This is a genomic window from Streptomyces sp. NPDC002911 (assembly GCF_053591835.1).
The window spans coordinates 229,724-245,486 of sequence record NZ_JBSFUO010000006.1 but is presented as its reverse complement, the minus strand read 5'-3'; the positions used below and the strand labels follow the sequence as shown (position 1 = coordinate 245,486).

At 71.7% G+C, this 15,763-nt stretch carries 12 protein-coding genes; 2 read left to right on the top strand and 10 right to left on the bottom strand.

Features of this window, described 5'->3' with window-relative positions:
* Positions 1 to 9: 9 nt before the first annotated feature.
* The 6 genes from ACWD04_RS12575 to ACWD04_RS12550 all read right to left on the bottom strand — a co-directional run bounded on the left by ACWD04_RS12575 (position 10) and on the right by ACWD04_RS12550 (position 7,752).
* Positions 10 to 1,305 carry a cytochrome P450 family protein gene (locus ACWD04_RS12575; protein ID WP_451130967.1) on the bottom strand — a complete coding sequence of 432 codons (1,296 nt, stop codon included), beginning with the start codon at positions 1,303 to 1,305 and terminating at the stop codon, positions 10 to 12.
* Positions 1,302 to 2,309 carry a nucleoside triphosphate pyrophosphohydrolase gene (locus ACWD04_RS12570; protein WP_451130965.1) on the bottom strand — a complete coding sequence of 336 codons (1,008 nt, stop codon included), beginning with the start codon at positions 2,307 to 2,309 and terminating at the stop codon, positions 1,302 to 1,304. The genes ACWD04_RS12575 and ACWD04_RS12570 overlap by 4 nt, the downstream gene beginning before the upstream one ends.
* A 166-nt stretch (positions 2,310 to 2,475) precedes the next feature.
* Complete coding sequence (locus ACWD04_RS12565) at positions 2,476 to 3,132, bottom strand: SurA N-terminal domain-containing protein (protein WP_451130963.1); 657 nt, start codon at positions 3,130 to 3,132, stop codon at positions 2,476 to 2,478.
* A 190-nt stretch (positions 3,133 to 3,322) separates the two neighbouring features.
* Positions 3,323 to 4,879, bottom strand: a complete 1,557-nt coding sequence (locus ACWD04_RS12560; RefSeq protein ID WP_451130961.1) for a serine/threonine-protein kinase — start codon at positions 4,877 to 4,879, stop codon at positions 3,323 to 3,325.
* Complete coding sequence (locus tag ACWD04_RS12555) at positions 4,876 to 5,526, bottom strand: hypothetical protein (RefSeq protein ID WP_451130960.1); 651 nt, start codon at positions 5,524 to 5,526, stop codon at positions 4,876 to 4,878. Before ACWD04_RS12555 ends, ACWD04_RS12560 begins: the two co-directional genes overlap by 4 nt.
* A gap of 120 nt (positions 5,527 to 5,646) precedes the next feature.
* The gene (locus tag ACWD04_RS12550; protein WP_451130959.1) at positions 5,647 to 7,752 is read right to left on the bottom strand and encodes an N-6 DNA methylase; all 2,106 of its coding nucleotides are present in this window, start codon (positions 7,750 to 7,752) and stop codon (positions 5,647 to 5,649) included.
* A 195-nt stretch (positions 7,753 to 7,947) separates the two neighbouring features.
* Here ACWD04_RS12550 and ACWD04_RS12545 point away from each other — a divergent pair, with 195 nt between their 5' ends.
* Positions 7,948 to 8,766 (top strand): DUF4352 domain-containing protein, encoded by an 819-nt coding sequence (locus tag ACWD04_RS12545; protein ID WP_451130958.1) that lies wholly within the window; start codon positions 7,948 to 7,950, stop codon positions 8,764 to 8,766.
* 71 nt (positions 8,767 to 8,837) lie between these two features.
* Here the strand turns inward: ACWD04_RS12545 and ACWD04_RS12540 are convergent, their stop codons facing one another.
* The 3 genes from ACWD04_RS12540 to ACWD04_RS12530 form a co-directional block, all read right to left on the bottom strand.
* Positions 8,838 to 9,164, bottom strand: coding sequence for a hypothetical protein (locus tag ACWD04_RS12540; RefSeq protein ID WP_451130956.1), 327 nt, complete (start codon positions 9,162 to 9,164; stop codon positions 8,838 to 8,840).
* A gap of 33 nt (positions 9,165 to 9,197) precedes the next feature.
* A complete protein-coding gene (locus ACWD04_RS12535) occupies positions 9,198 to 9,941 on the bottom strand; it encodes an HNH endonuclease family protein (protein WP_451130954.1) in 744 nt (247 codons plus the stop codon).
* 97 nt (positions 9,942 to 10,038) lie between these two features.
* The gene (locus tag ACWD04_RS12530) at positions 10,039 to 10,905 is read right to left on the bottom strand and encodes an SCO6745 family protein (protein WP_451130952.1); all 867 of its coding nucleotides are present in this window, start codon (positions 10,903 to 10,905) and stop codon (positions 10,039 to 10,041) included.
* A gap of 111 nt (positions 10,906 to 11,016) precedes the next feature.
* Between ACWD04_RS12530 and ACWD04_RS12525 the strand changes: the two genes are divergently transcribed.
* Positions 11,017 to 11,592 carry a TetR/AcrR family transcriptional regulator gene (locus ACWD04_RS12525; protein WP_451130950.1) on the top strand — a complete coding sequence of 192 codons (576 nt, stop codon included), beginning with the start codon at positions 11,017 to 11,019 and terminating at the stop codon, positions 11,590 to 11,592.
* 138 nt (positions 11,593 to 11,730) lie between these two features.
* Here ACWD04_RS12525 and mfd read toward each other — a convergent pair whose 3' ends face one another.
* Positions 11,731 to 15,261: a transcription-repair coupling factor gene (gene mfd / locus ACWD04_RS12520; protein ID WP_451130948.1), complete on the bottom strand. Its 3,531-nt coding sequence runs from the start codon at positions 15,259 to 15,261 to the stop codon at positions 11,731 to 11,733.
* Positions 15,262 to 15,763 lie beyond the last annotated feature (502 nt).

The window sequence follows — 15,763 nt, the reverse complement described above, 5'->3', positions numbered from 1 at the left end:
ACGTGAAAGTCACAGAGATGACAGCCTGTCACCTTTTTCGGCTGAATACCCGGGATCGAACTCGACGGGAAGTGTGCGTAGTCCACGCATGATGAGCCCGCCGCGCCATCGCAAATCGGTGGGTTCCGCAGCGAGCCGCAGGTCGGGAAGGCGTCTCAGCAGGGTCGCCAACGCGACCCGGCCCTCCAGCCGGGCCAGCGGCGCCCCCAGGCAGTAGTGGATGCCGTGCCCGTATCCGAGGTGCTGATTGTCACTCCGTGCGAGATCCAGGGTGTCCGCATCCTGGAACCGCTCCGGGTCCCGGTCGGCGGCGGCCAGCACCACGAGAACGGGGTCCCCCGCCGCGATGTCCTGCCCTCCCAGCGTCACGGGTTCGGTGGCGTAGCGCCATGTCGCGAGCTCCACCGGCCCGTCGTAGCGCAGCAGCTCCTCAAGGCCCGTGTCGAGCAGTTCCGTCTCCCCCGCGGCCAGCGAGCGTTCCAGGCGTTCACGCTGGGACGGGTTGCGCAGCAGAGCGTAGGTTCCGTTGCCGATGAGGTTCACGGTTGTCTCAAAACCGGCGAACAAGAGGATGAAAGCCATGGCTGCGGCCTCGTTCTCGCTGAGGTGCTCGCCGTGATCGCTCGCCCGGATCAGCCCGGAGATCAGGTCGTCGCCGGGGTTCTCCCTTTTACGGTGGATGAGTTCGGCGAGATAGCCGCGCATCTTCTTGACCGACCTGGCCACTCCGCCCCGCGGACCCCCGCCGTGCCGGATCATCATGCCCGCCCAGTCGCGGAAGTCGTCCTGGTCCTCGCGCGGCACCCCCAGCAGGTCACAGATGGCGTAGATGGGGAGCGGGAAGGCGAAGTCATGGATGAGGTCGGCGTTCCCCTTCTCGATGAAGTCGTCGATGAGGCGGTCCGTCAGTTCCTGCACCCGGGGCGCGAACTCGGCGACCCGGCGCGGGGTGAACGCCTTGGACACCAGCCGGCGCAACCGGGTGTGGTCCGGAGGGTCGATGTTCAGCAGATGCGTGGTCAGCTCCGCCTTGCGCTCCCCCGGGATGCCCGTCTTGCCCTTGGCGTTCGCGGACCCCGCGTGGTGGGCCGGGTTCTTGGAGAGCCGGGTGTCGGCGAGGGCTTGCCTGGCATCGGCGTACCGGGTCACCAGCCAGGCCTCGACACCGCTGGGCAGTGCCGTGCGGTGCACGGGGCTGTGCTCGCGGAGCCAGGCGTAGGCCGGGTACGGGTCGGTGGCGAACTCCCAGGTGAAGAGTTCGGGCGCTGCGTCGGGCGCGGAGGCCGTCTCGGGGCTGTCGTTCACTCCTCGACGCTATCCGGACCGGCGTCCACTCCGTCAGGAGCGGTGCCGAGCCCCTCCGCGGCCCGGATCGCGTCCCTGTAGGCACGGGCGGCGGCCCGCAGGGCGGCCTCCGGGTCGGTGCCGTCCTGTTCGGCCCGTACGGCGAGGGCGAGCAGCCGGTAGCCGACCCCGTCGCCCTCGGGGAGCGCGGCGTCGAGGCCCGCGGCACGGACCCTGCTGCCGAGCTTGGCCGCCAGCGCCAGACCGGGCTGGCCGAGCGGCACCCCGTCGGTGACGGACTCGCGCTGCTTCTCGATCGCCTTCGTCCGCAGCCAGTGCGCGTGGACGTCCTCCGGGGTCTCGGCGGTCTCGTCGCCGAACACGTGCGGATGCCGGTGGATCAGCTTCTCGACGATCGTGGCCGCGACGTCGTCGACGCCGAACGGCTCCTCCTGGTCCTCCTGCGCGATGCGCGCGTGGAAGACGACCTGGAGCAGTACGTCGCCGAGCTCCTCGCGCAGTTCCTCGCGGTCACCGTCCTCGATGGCCTCGACCAGTTCGTACGCCTCCTCGATGGCGTACTTCGCGAGGCCCTTGTGCGTCTTCTGCGAGGTCCACGGGCATTCGAGCCGGATCCGGTCCATGACCTGGACCAGATCCAGGAGCCGCGCGCCGGGCAGGTCGTACGAACCGGGCAGCAGTTCCAGGTCCGGCATCTGCACCCGGCCCGAACCGCCGAGCCGGGCCAAACCGTCGGTCAGCGGCTGATTGCCCTCGCCGCCCACGAGCACCACCACGGTCCGGCCGCCCGCGCAGTCGTCCACCAGTTCCTCGGCCGTCGGCGCGGTGTGCTCGACGGTCACCCCGGCCTCCCGCAGATACGGCAGCTGCGGGTGGTCCCGCTCGGCGCACAGCACCCGGTCCGCGGCGTGCAGTGTCTGCCAGGCGGGCCAGGACAGCAGACCGGGGGCGACCCGGTGGCTGGCGGTGAGCAGGACGATACGGCCGGGGTCTTCAGCGTTCACGCTCCCGAACCTACCGTTCCCGCCCGGTGTGCATGAGCGAGGCCTGGACCCACTCATGCGTTCCGGGCGCACCCCCGAAGGGTGTGGGGTGCGCCGGGTCCCCGCTGTCGCGTCCCGTTCGGCACACCGGACCGACAGCGGCTCACAGCCCCCGGACGGGCGGGGGTCAGGCGCCGGGCTCGGGCTCCTGCCCCGGGACAGCGGTGACCTGCGTGATCCACGGGACCTTGTAGGTGCTGAGCTGGATCTTCTGGTCGTCCCAGCTGCCGTAGCGCGGGTTGACGTCGATGTGCAGTGCCTTCGACGCCTCGGTGAGCGCCTTCCCCACCGCCTGCTGGCCGGCCGGAGTCTGCAGATCGGCGCCGAGCGCCCGGGCGAGCTTCGGGAGCTGGACCTCCTTGCGCAGGTCCTCCTCGATCTGGCCGGCGGCGACCCAGCGCTGCTCCAGCATCACCGCCCGCAGCCCCGTGTCCCCGCCGTACTGGGCGGTGGCCGCCGCCCGGACCTGCTGGACCTCCTTACGGCTGACGCTCACCCCGGCGTCCTTCGCGGCCCGGTCCAGGACCCGTCCGAAGATCAGGTTGTGCAGCTTGACGCGGTTCAGCTGCCCGGACTCCTTCACCAGGTCCGCGGACCGCGCCGATGTCTCCTGCGCGCTGCGTACGTCCGACGCCTGCCGCTGGACCGTGGCCACATCGATCCGGTCGCCGCCGACCACCGCCGCGGCACCCGGATGGGCATCGCTGCCGCAGGCGGTCAGGAGCGGCGCCGCGACGAGCGTTGCGGCGGACAGGGCGAGCACGGTGCGACGACGGCGGTGCAAAGGAGCCTCCCGGGGAGAGTTTGTGCATCAGTGCACAAAGCCTTGCGGTGATCGATGTTAGGCAGTGGACGTGATTCGGGCCACTGCTTCGACCAACGATTTCCGGACCGGTCAGTGTGGGGTCGGGGCGGAATCCCTACCGTTCCCTGCCGATCCCGCCCGGATCGCCCTTCGCGGCCGCCCCTCCCCCTCACATCGAACCGCGTACGTCCCGGTGGTGGGTCAGTTGCCGGCGGAGCTCCGTGGGGAGCGCGTGGTGGGGACCGTAGGCGCGCTCAGTGTCGTACAGCAGGCCCTGCAACTGGCCGCGGCCCGCCGTGTGGTCGCCCACCGCCAACAGGAGGTGGCCGATGCGGTGGCGGATGTCGAAGGCCCGGCCGGGGCCGGCCGAGGTCGCGTAGCCGTTCTCGTAGTAGGGGAGGACGGTGCGGTACTCGGCGAGCGCGGCGGCGGCCTCGCCGAGCTGTTCCAGGCACTGCGCGGCGTCGTAACGGTATTGCAGGGTCTGGGAGTCGGCGGGGCCCGCCTCCGCCGCACGGTCGTCGGCGAGGCGGCGGAGCTCCGGAAGGGCGCGGCGGTACTGGCCGTCGTCCATCAGCGTGGCCGCGTACTGCTTGCGCAGGATCCGTACGACCGGTGAGTGTTCGCCGTGCTCCTGGGCTGCGGCCGGCAGGATCCCCCCGAGGATGTCGACGGCCTGGGTGATGCGGCCCTCTCCGAGCAGCCGCTTCACGTCGTCGACGGCCTGTGCCACGTTCGGCCGGGCGGGTGGCTCCTGAGGCGGGGCGGGTGCCTGCTGGGCGGGGACGGGCGCGGGTGCCGGCACGGCCGCCCGGTCGGGCCAGGGGGCGTGCGGCCGGAGGAAGGGCCGGGTCGGGTCGAGGGGCCCGGAAGGCGCGCCGCCGGCGGGCAGCAAGGGCCGCAGGGACTCGTAGACCTCCTGGGCGGAGGCGGGACGGTGTTGCGGGTCCTTGGAGAGCAGCCGCAGGACCAGTGTCTCGAGCGCCTCCGGGACCTCGGGCCGGAGATGGCGGACCGGGAGGGGCGGCTCGTAGAGATGGCGGTGCAGGACGCCCAGGGCGGTCGACCCGGCGAACGGCACGTCGCCGCTGAGGAGTTCGTGCAGGAGCACGCCGAGTGCGTACAGGTCGGTGTAGGGGCCGACGGCGCCGCCCATCGCCTGTTCGGGGGCCATGTAGGCGGGGGAGCCGATCGGTGAGCCCGTGTGGGTCAGGCGGGTGGTGTCGGTGTCCATGACGGAGGCGATACCCAGGTCGAGCACCGTGAGGGTGCCGTCGGGCTTCACCATCGCGTTACGTGGCTTGAGGTCGCGGTGGACGATCGGCACGGCGTGCACCGCGGAGAGCACCGCGCACAGCTGAGCGGCGATCGACACGGCCCAGGGCCAGGGATAGGGGTCGTGCTCGGCGAGATGGTCGGCGAGGTCGGCGCCCTCGACGTACTGCATGACGAGGTAGAGGTCCTCGCCGTCGCTCCCCGCGTCATGGACGGTGACCAGGCCGGGGTGGTCGACCTGAGCGGTGACCCGGCACTCGCGGACGAACCTGCGGCGCAGATCGTCGGCGGCCTCGCTGCCGGAAGGGCCCGCGACCCGGTCGGGGCGCAGAAGCTTCACCGCGACCCGGCGGTCGAGGCGCTGGTCGTACGCCGTCCAGACCTGGCCCATGCCGCCCTGGCCGAGAATGGTCGCCAGTTCGTAACGTCCGGCGATGACACGCCCGTTCACCTGCTGTCGCCCTCTTTGCGGAGGTAGTCACTCAGCTCGTCGAGCTCGGCACGCACCTGGTCGAGACGCTGGGGGGCGGCAGTCCTCGGCGGGTCGGAGGGCGGGGCCGGTGGAGCGGCCGGGGGTGGCGTGGCCGAGCGTGGAGCGGGTGGCGGCGTGACCGCGGGGCGCTGCTGTGGGGCCGGTGGGTAGCCGTAGGAAGGAGGAGCGTGCGTCGCGGCCACGTGATGCGGCGTGTACCCGCCGTACGGGCCGGCGTACGGCCCGGCGTGAGGGGCACTCCGGGGACCACCGTACGGGCCGTAATGCCGTATCTCCGTGTACAGGTAATAGGTGACCGTGCCGACGAAGACGACCAGGATCCAGGACAGCATGACGACCGCCTGCCCGTCCGTCATCACCTCCTCGTCGTCCGGCAGCGATGCGATGTAGGCGATGAGCCCGGCGTTCAGCACCAGCACCAGGCCGAACAGCCACCAGTCGCGCTGCCTCCGGGTGACGATCGCCAGGCGCAGCATGGCCGCCCAGGCGAGAACTCCACAGCTCAGCAGGGCGAGTGCCACGAAGACCACGCGCAGCGTGATGAGAGTGGCCGAGGACGGGCGACGCGTCGGCTGCTGCTCCGGCGGATAGCCGTAGCCGTGCATGTGCTGCTCCCGGAGGGCGTGGATCGGACGTGTGCTGTGAGCGTATACACCGACACGGACAACCGGTCCCTGGTTGTGCGCAACCGTTGTGCTTCACGTCACTCCGGGAACGACTTCACTTCACTCCGGAGTGACCGAACCGTCCGTCAGTCCGTCGTACATCCCCTGCACCAGCTGCCCGCCGAGCCTCCCCGCCGTGCGCAGCGCGTCCTCGAACGCGGCGAGGGCGCTGAACTGTTCGCCGTACTTCTGCTGTTCGGCCAACGGCAGGCGCGGCACCTGGAGGCGGCGGGCGTCGAGCCGTGTCGCGGTGGAGGCGTAGCTGCTGGCCTGCCGGTTGTTGGCGGTGCCGCGCAGGAAACCGGCGAGGAACCAGGGGTCCAGGGCGGCCGGATCGGGGCGCAGCAGCTGGAGGTTGCGCCCGAGCACGGCACCGGCGGTGGCGTCGTCGACGACCCTGACGACCGAACCGCCGCCGAGTACGGGCACGACGACGTCACCCCGTTCCAGGCGGAGCGGTTCGTCGTCCGGTGACGTGGCCTGGGTGGAGGGCGTACCGCTGGGAGCCGTACCCGCGAGGACGTCGTGCTCGGTGAGGACCGGCTCCGTGCCGCTGCCGGATCCCGAGCCGGTCCGCAGGCGCAGAGCGCCCGCGCGGGCCAGTTCACCGACGGTGGTGAAGGGCCGCCTGGCCGGTTCGCGGGGGGCCGCGGGCGGCGGTGTGAGCAGCGCCGCCAGCTTCAGGGTTTCGTCGAGCTTCGTCCGGACGCGGACCAGTTCGGCCGCGCCGCCCCCGACGGCCGGGGGCGGCAGATGGCGGGCGGGGGCCAGGTCCACGTCGTCGTCGAGGAGTTCGATGACGGGGACGGCCCGGCTGGTCCCCGGCCGCTCCTCGACTGGCTCACGGCGCCCCGGCACGTCGAAGGGGGTCCACGCGTCGAGCACCGCGCCGCACACCGCCGGCCAGTCCAGCCGGTCGCGGCCGGACGGGACACCGGCGGTTTCGGGCTCCGACGTGTCGACGACGAGCAGTTCGGGCGCCGGCGGCTGTTCGGCGCCCGGCTTGCGCAGGACCCAGATGTGGAGCGGGACACCGTACGGAGGCGCCGCGCCGGCCGGAAGCGCGATGACGGCGCGGAGGGCACCGCGGCGGAGCAGATCGGCACGGATCCTGCGTCCCGAACGGCGGGAGGCGGCGGCCGGGGGCATCAGCACCACGGCGGTGCCGCCCTCGCGGAGATGGGCGAGGGCGTGCTGGAGCCAGGCGAGTTCGGACTCGGTGCGGGCGGGGAAGCCGTACTCCCAGCGTGGGTCGTAGGCCAGTTCGTCGTGACCCCAGTTGCGCTCGTTGAACGGAGGGTGGCAGAGCACCGCGTCCACGGCGAGCCGGGGGAACGCGTCGGTGCGCAGGGTGTCGCCGGTACTCACCGCGAGCGTGGGCCCGTCGGCTTCGCCCCCCGTGGAGTGCAGGGCCAGCCGGAGTGCGGTGAGCGCCGCCAGGTCGGGATCGGCCTCCTGCGCGTACAGGGCGGTGGGTCCGCCGACGGCGCACAGCAGGGCGCCGGTTCCGGCCGCGGGGTCGAGGACGGTGAGGGAACCCCGCTTACCGCTCCGCCGGGCGGCGCCCCGGGGCTGTGCGAGGTCGGCCATCAGCTCGGCGAGGCCGGGGGGCGTGAGCGTGTACTGACGCGGGTTGGCGTCGAGCTGGCGGCCGAAGAGGAAGTCGAAGGCCTGCCGGGCACCGGTGCCGGCCGCCAGTTCGGCCGCGGCGCGCAGCAGCGGGACGGACGGCAGGAGGGCGGACGCCGTGGGCGAGGGGACCGCGCGTCCCTCTCCGAATCGGTCCGCGAGTACGTGGTCCATGGCACCCGGCAGCACACCTGCCATCCGGGCGTCCGAGGCGGCGGTGATCTCCAGCCAGGCGGCGGGCCTGTCCCGGACGAGCAGCAGGGCGCACCCCGTATGGACGAGTGCGGTAACGGTGCCGTCGGGGTGGCCCGCCACCTGCTGCCAGACCCGTTCGCGCAGCGGTACCTCGGCGAGCTTGCCCTGCTCGCGCAGCCACTGCTCGACCTCGTGCAGCGCGAAGGAAGGGCTGGCCTCGGTGCCCCCGACAGGTTTCGGGAACCCGGCGTGCCGGCGCCGCCAGTTGCTGACGGCCGCGCGCCCCACGCCCGCGAGCCTGGCGATTCCGGCCGCGGTCACCTCTGTCGAGTCATCCGGCACTGGCCTGTCTCCCGTTCCGCGCACGTCGGTGTCGCCTGCTGTGTGGGGGCGAGCATACCGATACCGCCTGTCGGCGGTTCACAGAAATTAAGATGTTGACTCGGTTCACAGCAGCTGATCTTATTGACCCGCCGCACACCGATGCGGCGAAGTGATCCGCTCACACTCCCCGTCGTTCATCGGAAGGGCACAGCCATGTCCCAGTACACGCAGCCGCAACAGCCCCAGCAGCCGTACGCACCCACGCAGACGCCGGGCACCCGCCCCGCCCGCAACGGCCTCGGCATCTCCGCACTCGTCCTCGGCATCATCGGAACGGTCTCGGGGCTGATCCCGTTCTTCTTCTGGCTCGCGGGAATCCTCGGTCTCATCGCCCTGATCCTGGGCCTGGCCGGGCGGGGCCGCGCCAAGCGCGGCGAGGCCACGAACAAGGGGGTGACGACGTTCGGCGCGGTTCTCGGCCTGGTCTCGCTGATCCTGTCGGTCGTCGGGGCCGTCCTGACCTTCAAGGCCGTGGACGACGTGGTGACGGACATCAACAAGGCGGTCGCGGACACGTCGGCCTCCGCGAAGCCGGCAGCAGGCAGCGGGGCGGCGGGCGGCACCGAGGGCAAGAGCGACGACGTCCTGAGAGAGGGGGACGCCGCGGCGTACGACGACGGCCTGGAGATCACGGTGAACGCCGCGGAGCCGTACACCGCCGACGAGTTCGCGATCGGTCACACCAAGGGCAACAGCGCCTACACGGTCTCGGTCGTCATCGAGAACAAGGGCAAGGAGAAGTTCGACGCCACGCTCGTCGGCGTCGACGCCCGTGCCGGCGAGGACGGTGTGAACGCCGAGCAGATCTTCGACGGCAAGATGGGCGAAGGCTTCACCGCCACCACCGTCCTGCCGGGCAAGAAGATCACGGCCACATACGCCTTCGACGCCCCGGCCGACGCCGAGAACCTGACCGTCGAGGTCGGCCCCGGCTTCGACTGGGACGCGAGCCAGTGGGACCTCAAGCTCTGACGGACCGCGCGCGACACCCTTCCGAGGGCCGGCCACCCCTCAGCGGGCGGACCGGCCCACCGGGGCGCCCCTCACACGACCGAGCCGACGATGAGCACCCCCGTCGGCACGAGGGTGAGCAGCACCCCTGTCGTCCAGTACGCGCCGGGCGCCAGCGAGGCCCTGCGCCGTACCGGCTCGTTGACGAGCCACCAGATGATCCCGAACACCGCCACCACGGGCACGACGATCACCAGCCACAGCAGCATGCCGTCGTTCTCGGTCGGTTCTCGGGAGGTCCAGCCGAGGTCCGCGAGCGGCCCGTTCGACAGGTAGTACCAGATCAGAAAAGCCGGGACGACTCCCGGAACTCCGAGCAACAGGTTCATCCCTGCGGCTGTCAGCCGCCATTTCCACATGCTTCCAGTATTCACATCGCGGTGCGGGCACCCTCAACGCATCGGCGCCTCGGTCGGGTTGCCGCCGGTCAACAGCTTCTGGTCCGGGCAGCCGGACAGCACCTCGGTCATCGCGGCCGCCTCCGCCGCCGTCACCCACAGTCCGTACTTCGCCTTCACCGACACCTGGCCCGCCACATACGTACAGCGGTACTCCTTGTTGGGCGGCAGCCAGGTCGCGGTGTCCCCATCCCCCTTGCGGCGGTTGGCCGACGAGTCGGCGGCCACCAGATTGAGCACGTCGTTGGCGAAGGCCCGCCGCTTGCCGGCGCTCCACTGCTGAGCGCCCTTCTGCCACGCGTCGGACAGCGCCACGAGATGGTCTATGTCCACCTTGCTGCGGCCCCGCACGAACGTGATGCGGGTGCCGGTGTACGGATCGGGGTCGAGGACACCGCTGAGCACCTTGCAGCCGTCCGCGTCCCGCGCGACACCGGACAGCTGCTCCGCCAGTACATCTTCCCGGGTCCCGCACCCGTTGCGGTCGGTGTCCGCCCAGGCGGACCCGAACTCGTCCCGGTCGTACCCCGTTCTCGGCGCCCGGCCCTTCACCACGAGCCCCTCGACCGCCTGAAGTGCCGTACCGCCGGCGGCCGGTGCCGTCGGGGTGGCCGACGGGCCCGGCGGACCGCTCAGGGCGTCACAGCCGGTCAGGGCGAGCGATCCGGTCAGGGCCAGCGTCAGCAGCGGGGCCGGACGGTAACGGCGTGGGCGGCGTACGGAAGGAAGTGGCGTCACGGCGGTCCAGCGTAGGCGCCGGGCGCAAGCCCCCCGGCAGCAGCCACTGCCCGGAGCCTTCCGGGCCCGGAGCGCGCCCGTTCAGACCTTCCCCCGATCAGACCTTCCCGATACCCAGCGTCGTCTCGGACGGCAGGAGCCCGGAGCCGATCGCCTCCACCCACAGCGGCCCCAGCAACTCCACCAGCCGCTCGCGCTCTTCCGCTCCGAGCGCCGCCCAGGGCCCCGAGGCGGCTTCGTCCGTCTGCCGCTCCACCCGCGCCCGCAGCGCCCGCCCGGCCTCGGTGGCGGACCCGTCAGCCGCCACCAGCCCCCGGTCCGCCAGCCGGCCCCGCCCCGCCTCCCACTCGGCCCCGCTCCAGCCCCGGCTCGCGAACACCTCGGGCGGGGCCGCGCCGACCGCAGCGAAGGACACCAGCGACTCCACCGGGTCCAGCCCCGCCGCGACCAGCGCCGCGACGTGCCCGTCCCCCCGGTGCTCCCGCAGCACCGTGGCGGCCTGCCACAGCGCCAGATGGGACTCCTCCGGCCAGGGCAGGGCGGCATTGGCCCCGGCGAGCGGCCGGCCCGTGACGTCCGCGGCCTCGGCGGCCCGGCGCGCCAGTGCGGCGGTCTCGGTGAACTCCGCGCCCTCCACCCGGTCGCCGAACAGCGCCCGGTACGCCCGGTCGACCGCCTTCGTACGCGCCGCGAGCACCTCCTGCGGATCCGCCACGTCCCACCCGGCCGGGACGTACCGGGCGACCATCGCCGGGCTGAAGCTGTGGAACGCCGCCGTCACCCGGCCCGCGTCCACCGCCCCCAGCGGCGACGCGCGCCACACGAAATAACCGGGCCAGCGCTCGTCCGTGGCGTAGCCGAGGGCCGCAGCCTCCTCGGACACCTGCGGCGCGTAGTAGAAGACGGCGTGCAGCGGCTCCAGCAGGTGCCACATCTGACGTACGTGCCCCAGCTCGTCGGCCATGTTCCGGGTCTCCCGTCATCCTGAAACTTGTCATCGACTAGATATCGGGGCCAGCATGCCGCCACCCTCCCGAACTTGTCAATGACTAGATATCGCGTACCCTGGGAACCCATGAGCAGCGAGCGCACCTACCACCACGGCGACCTGCGGCGGGCGGTCCTGACGGCCGCACTCGACGTCATCGCGGCCGACGGCCCCGATGCCCTGTCCCTGCGCGACCTGGCCCGCCGGGCCGGTGTCTCGCACGCCGCACCGGCCCACCACTTCAAGGACCGCACCGGCTTGCTCACCGCCGTCGCCGCCGAGGGTTACACGCTCTTCGCCGACGCCCTGGCCGCCGCCCCCGACCTCCAGGAACGGGGCGTGGCCTACGTACGGTTCGCCGCCGCGCATCCCGCGCACTTCCAGGTGATGTTCCGCCCGGAACTGCACCGCGCCGACGACCCCGGCCTGCTCGCCGCGAAGGACCGCGCCACCGAGGCGCTGCGCGCCGGCGTCAGCGGCCTGCCCGAAACGGCCCGGGGTGAGGACGCCCGCCTCGCCGGCGTCGCCGCCTGGTCCCTGGCCCACGGCTTCGCGACCCTGCTGCTCAGCGGCAACCTGTCCGACGCCCTTGAAGGCCGCACCCCGGAGGAAGCGTTCCGGACGGCGGCCGGGCTGGTCTTCAGGCCTGGGCACACGGTGTGAACTCGTACCGCACCTCGCAGAGATGTCCAGCCTCGGCCATCACCGTGGCCCCGCGTTCAAGCGGCCCCCGGCGCTGTAGCGCCACGCAACGCAGCGGCCCCGCCGGTGAGCCCGGCGGGGCCGGCCCAAGACAAGGGCCTACGACCCCAGGATCGTCGTGAGGAACTCCCCTGTCCACGACAGGAGTTCGCGCCCGACCACCGGCTTTGTGCCGATCCGGCCCGCAGTCGGCCTCGGCACCAGGATCTGGTGGGCGGCCGGCTTGATGACCGTCTTCGGGTGCAGCCGCTTCAGCCGCAGCTCCTGCGACTCCCGCAGCTCCACCGGCGCGAAGCGGATGTTCGGCCCCTGCAGCACGATCTCACCCACTCCACAGGCCCGGGCCAGCATCCGCAGGCCCGCCACCAGCAGGAGGTTCTCCACCGGCTCCGGCAGCTTGCCGTAGCGGTCGGTGAGCTCCTCGCGCACCGCCCTGATGTCCTCCTCCGAATTCGCGGAGGCGATCGCCCGGTACGCCTGCAGGCGCAGCCGCTCGCCCGGGGCGTAGTCGTGCGGGACGTGCGCGTCGACGGGGAGCTCGATCTTGACCTCCAGCGGGGGCTCCTCCTCGACCCCGCCGTCCACCGCGGCCCGGTAGTCCGCCACCGCCTCGCCGACCATGCGGATGTACAGGTCGAAGCCGACGCCCGCGATGTGGCCGGACTGCTCGCCGCCGAGCAGATTTCCCGCGCCGCGGATCTCCAGGTCCTTCATCGCCACGTACATACCCGCACCCATCTCGGTGTGCTGGGCGATGGTCGCCAGACGCTCGTGCGCGGTCTCCGTCAGCGGCTTCTCCGGCGGATACAGGAAGTAGGAGTACCCCCGGTCCCGGCCACGGCCGACACGGCCGCGCAGCTGGTGCAGCTGGGACAGACCGAAGTTGTCACCGCGCTCCACGATCAGCGTGTTGGCGTTGGAGATGTCGATGCCGGACTCCACGATCGTCGTGGAGACCAGCACGTCGAACCTCTTCTCCCAGAAGTCGACGACGACCTGCTCCAGCCGGCTCTCCCCCATCTGCCCGTGCGCCGTCGCGATCCGCGCCTCGGGCACGATCTCCCGCAGCCGCGCCGCCGCCCGGTCGATGGACTCGACCCGGTTGTGGATGTAGAACACCTGGCCCTCACGCAGGAGTTCACGCCGCACCGCCGCGCCGATCTGCTTCTCCTCGTACGGCCCGACGAAGGTGAGGACCGGGTGCCGCTCCTCGGGGGGCGTCGTGATCGTCGACATCTCCCGGATGCCCGTGACGGCCATTTCGAGCGTACGGGGGATGGGCGTCGCCGACATCGTGAGGACGTCCACATTGGCCCGCAGCTTCTTCAGCTGCTCCTTGTGCTCGACCCCGAAGCGCTGCTCCTCGTCGACGATGACCAGGCCCAGGTCCTTGAACTTCGTCTCCGACGAGAACAGCCGGTGCGTGCCGATGACCAGGTCGACGGACCCGTCCTTCAGTCCCTCCAGCGTCGCCTTCGAATCGGTGTCCGACTGGAAACGGCTCAACGCCCGCACGTTGACGGGGAACTGGGCGTACCGCTCGGTGAAGGTGCCGAAGTGCTGCTGGACCAGCAGCGTCGTGGGCACCAGGACGGCGACCTGCTTACCGTCCTGGACCGCCTTGAACGCCGCCCGCACCGCGATCTCCGTCTTGCCGTAGCCGACGTCGCCGCAGATCAGCCGGTCCATCGGGACGGACTTCTCCATGTCCTCCTTGACCTCGGCGATCGTGGACAGCTGGTCGGGCGTCTCCGCGTACGGGAAGGCGTCCTCCAGCTCGCGCTGCCACGGGGTGTCCGGGCCGAAGGCGTGGCCGGGGGCCGCCATCCGCGCCGAGTACAGCTTGATCAGGTCCGCGGCGATCTCCTTGACCGCCTTCTTGGCCCGCTGCTTCGTCTTCGTCCAGTCCGCGCCGCCGAGCCGGTGCAGGGTCGGGGCCTCGCCGCCGACGTACTTGGTGACCTGCTCCAGCTGGTCGGTGGGGATGTAGAGGCGGTCCCCGGGCTGGCCGCGCTTGGCTGGGGCGTACTCGACGAGGAGGTACTCGCGGGTCGCACCCTGCACGGTGCGCTGGACCATCTCGATGTAGCGGCCGACACCGTGCTGCTCATGGACGATGTAGTCGCCCGCCTGCAGCGTCAGCGGGTCGACGGACTTGCGGCGGCGGGCCGGCATCCGCCCCAGGTCCTTGCTGGCGGTGCGCTGCCCGGTCAGGTCCGTCTCGGTCAGCACGGCCAGCCGCAGGGCCGGGTCGACGAATCCGTGGTCGATGGCCCCGCACGAGACGTGGACGAGCGACGGCGTGAGCTCGGTCAGATCCTGGTCGAGGCGGGCCGCGATGCCCTCACCGCCGAGCACCTCGACCGTACGGGAGGCGGGGCCCTGCCCCTCGGTGACGTACACCGCGCGCCAGCCCTCGGCGAGCCAGCCCTTGGTGTCGGCGAGCGCCCGGGCGGTGTCCCCGCGGTACGCCTCCGGGGCGTGCATCCCGAGCTTCAGGGTGTCGCCGTCCAGCTCCTCGTCGGCGGCGAACGGGGAGGTGGACCACCACATCATGCCCAGCTCACGGGCCCGGTCCCGGACATCGGCGATGCCCCGCAGGGAGGCCGCGCCGACATCGATCGGGGCCTCGCCGCCGCCCGCCGTGGCCGCCCAGGACGCCTGGAGGAACTCCTGGCTCGTCGCGACGAGGTCCGCCGCCCTTGTCCGCACCCGCTCCGGGTCGCAGACCAGCGCCATCGATCCCTTCGGCAGGACGTCGAGCAGCAGCTCCATCTCGTCGACGAGGACCGGGGCGAGGGACTCCATGCCCTCGACGGCGATCCCCTCCGCGAGCTTCCCCAGCAGCTCGCCCAGCTCCGGATGCGCTTCGGCGAGAGCCGCCGCCCGGGTACGTACGTCCTCGGTGAGCAGCAGCTCACGGCAGGGCGGTGCCCACAGACCGTGCTCGGCGACCTCCAGGGACCGCTGGTCGGCGATCTTGAAGTACCGGATCTCCTCGACGTCGTCACCCCAGAACTCCACCCGGAGGGGGTGTTCCTCGGTAGGCGGGAAGACGTCCAGGATGCCGCCGCGCACGGCGAACTCCCCGCGCTTCTCGACCAGCTCGACGCGGGCGTACGCCGCCGCCGCGAGCGCGTCCACGACCTCGCCCAGATCCGCTGTCCGCCCGCTGCTCAGCGCGACGGGCTCCAGGTCGCCGAGCCCCTTGACCTGCGGCTGGAGCACGGAGCGGACCGGCGCTACGACCACGCTGACAGGCCCGGTCTCCGGGTCGTCCTGCCGGGGGTGCGCCAGCCTGCGCAGCACGGCGAGGCGGCGGCCCACGGTGTCCGAGCGGGGCGAGAGCCGCTCGTGGGGCAGGGTCTCCCAGGAGGGGAACTCCGCGACGGTGTCGGGGGGCAGCAGGGTCCGCAGCGCCGCCGCCAGATCCTCGGCCTCGCGGCCGGTCGCGGTGACGGCGAGCACCGTACGCCCGGCCTCACGGGCCAGCGCGGCCACGGCGAAGGGGCGTGCGGCGGGCGGACCGACGAGATCGACATGGGCCCGGTGGCCGTCGGCGGCGGCCTTCACCGCTTCGGAGAGCGCCGGGTCGGTGACGACGACGTCCAGCAGACCGTGCAGGCTCATGAAGGTTCCGTCCGGTGTGGCGAGTGAGCAACGCGAAGGGCCCGACACGTGGCACGGGCCGGGGTGTCCAGCCTACGACGCCGGTGTGTCACTCGCGCGAGGGAACGCCGTTGTCCGTCCGCGGCAGCGGGGCCAGCCTCAGTCCGGCAGCTAGTCCACTTCAGGCCCGAGTGAGGCGTCATGGAAGCAGCCCGGCAGTACAACGTGCACGAGGCCAAGACCCACTTCTCCCGGATACTGCACAGGTCGAGACCGGCGAGGAGATCGTCATCAGCCGGGCCGGCGAGCCCATCGCGAAGGTCGTGCCTCTCCCGAGGTCGACCGGACCGACTACGGCACACTCCGGGGACAGATCCACATCCCGGAGGACTTCGACGAGCTTTCGGATGACATCGCCGAAGCCTTCGGGATGCGCGGATGAGGCTCCTGCTCGACACGCATGTCGTCCTGTGGTGGCTGGACACCTCGCCGGAACTTCCCGATGACATCAGGGACCTCCTGC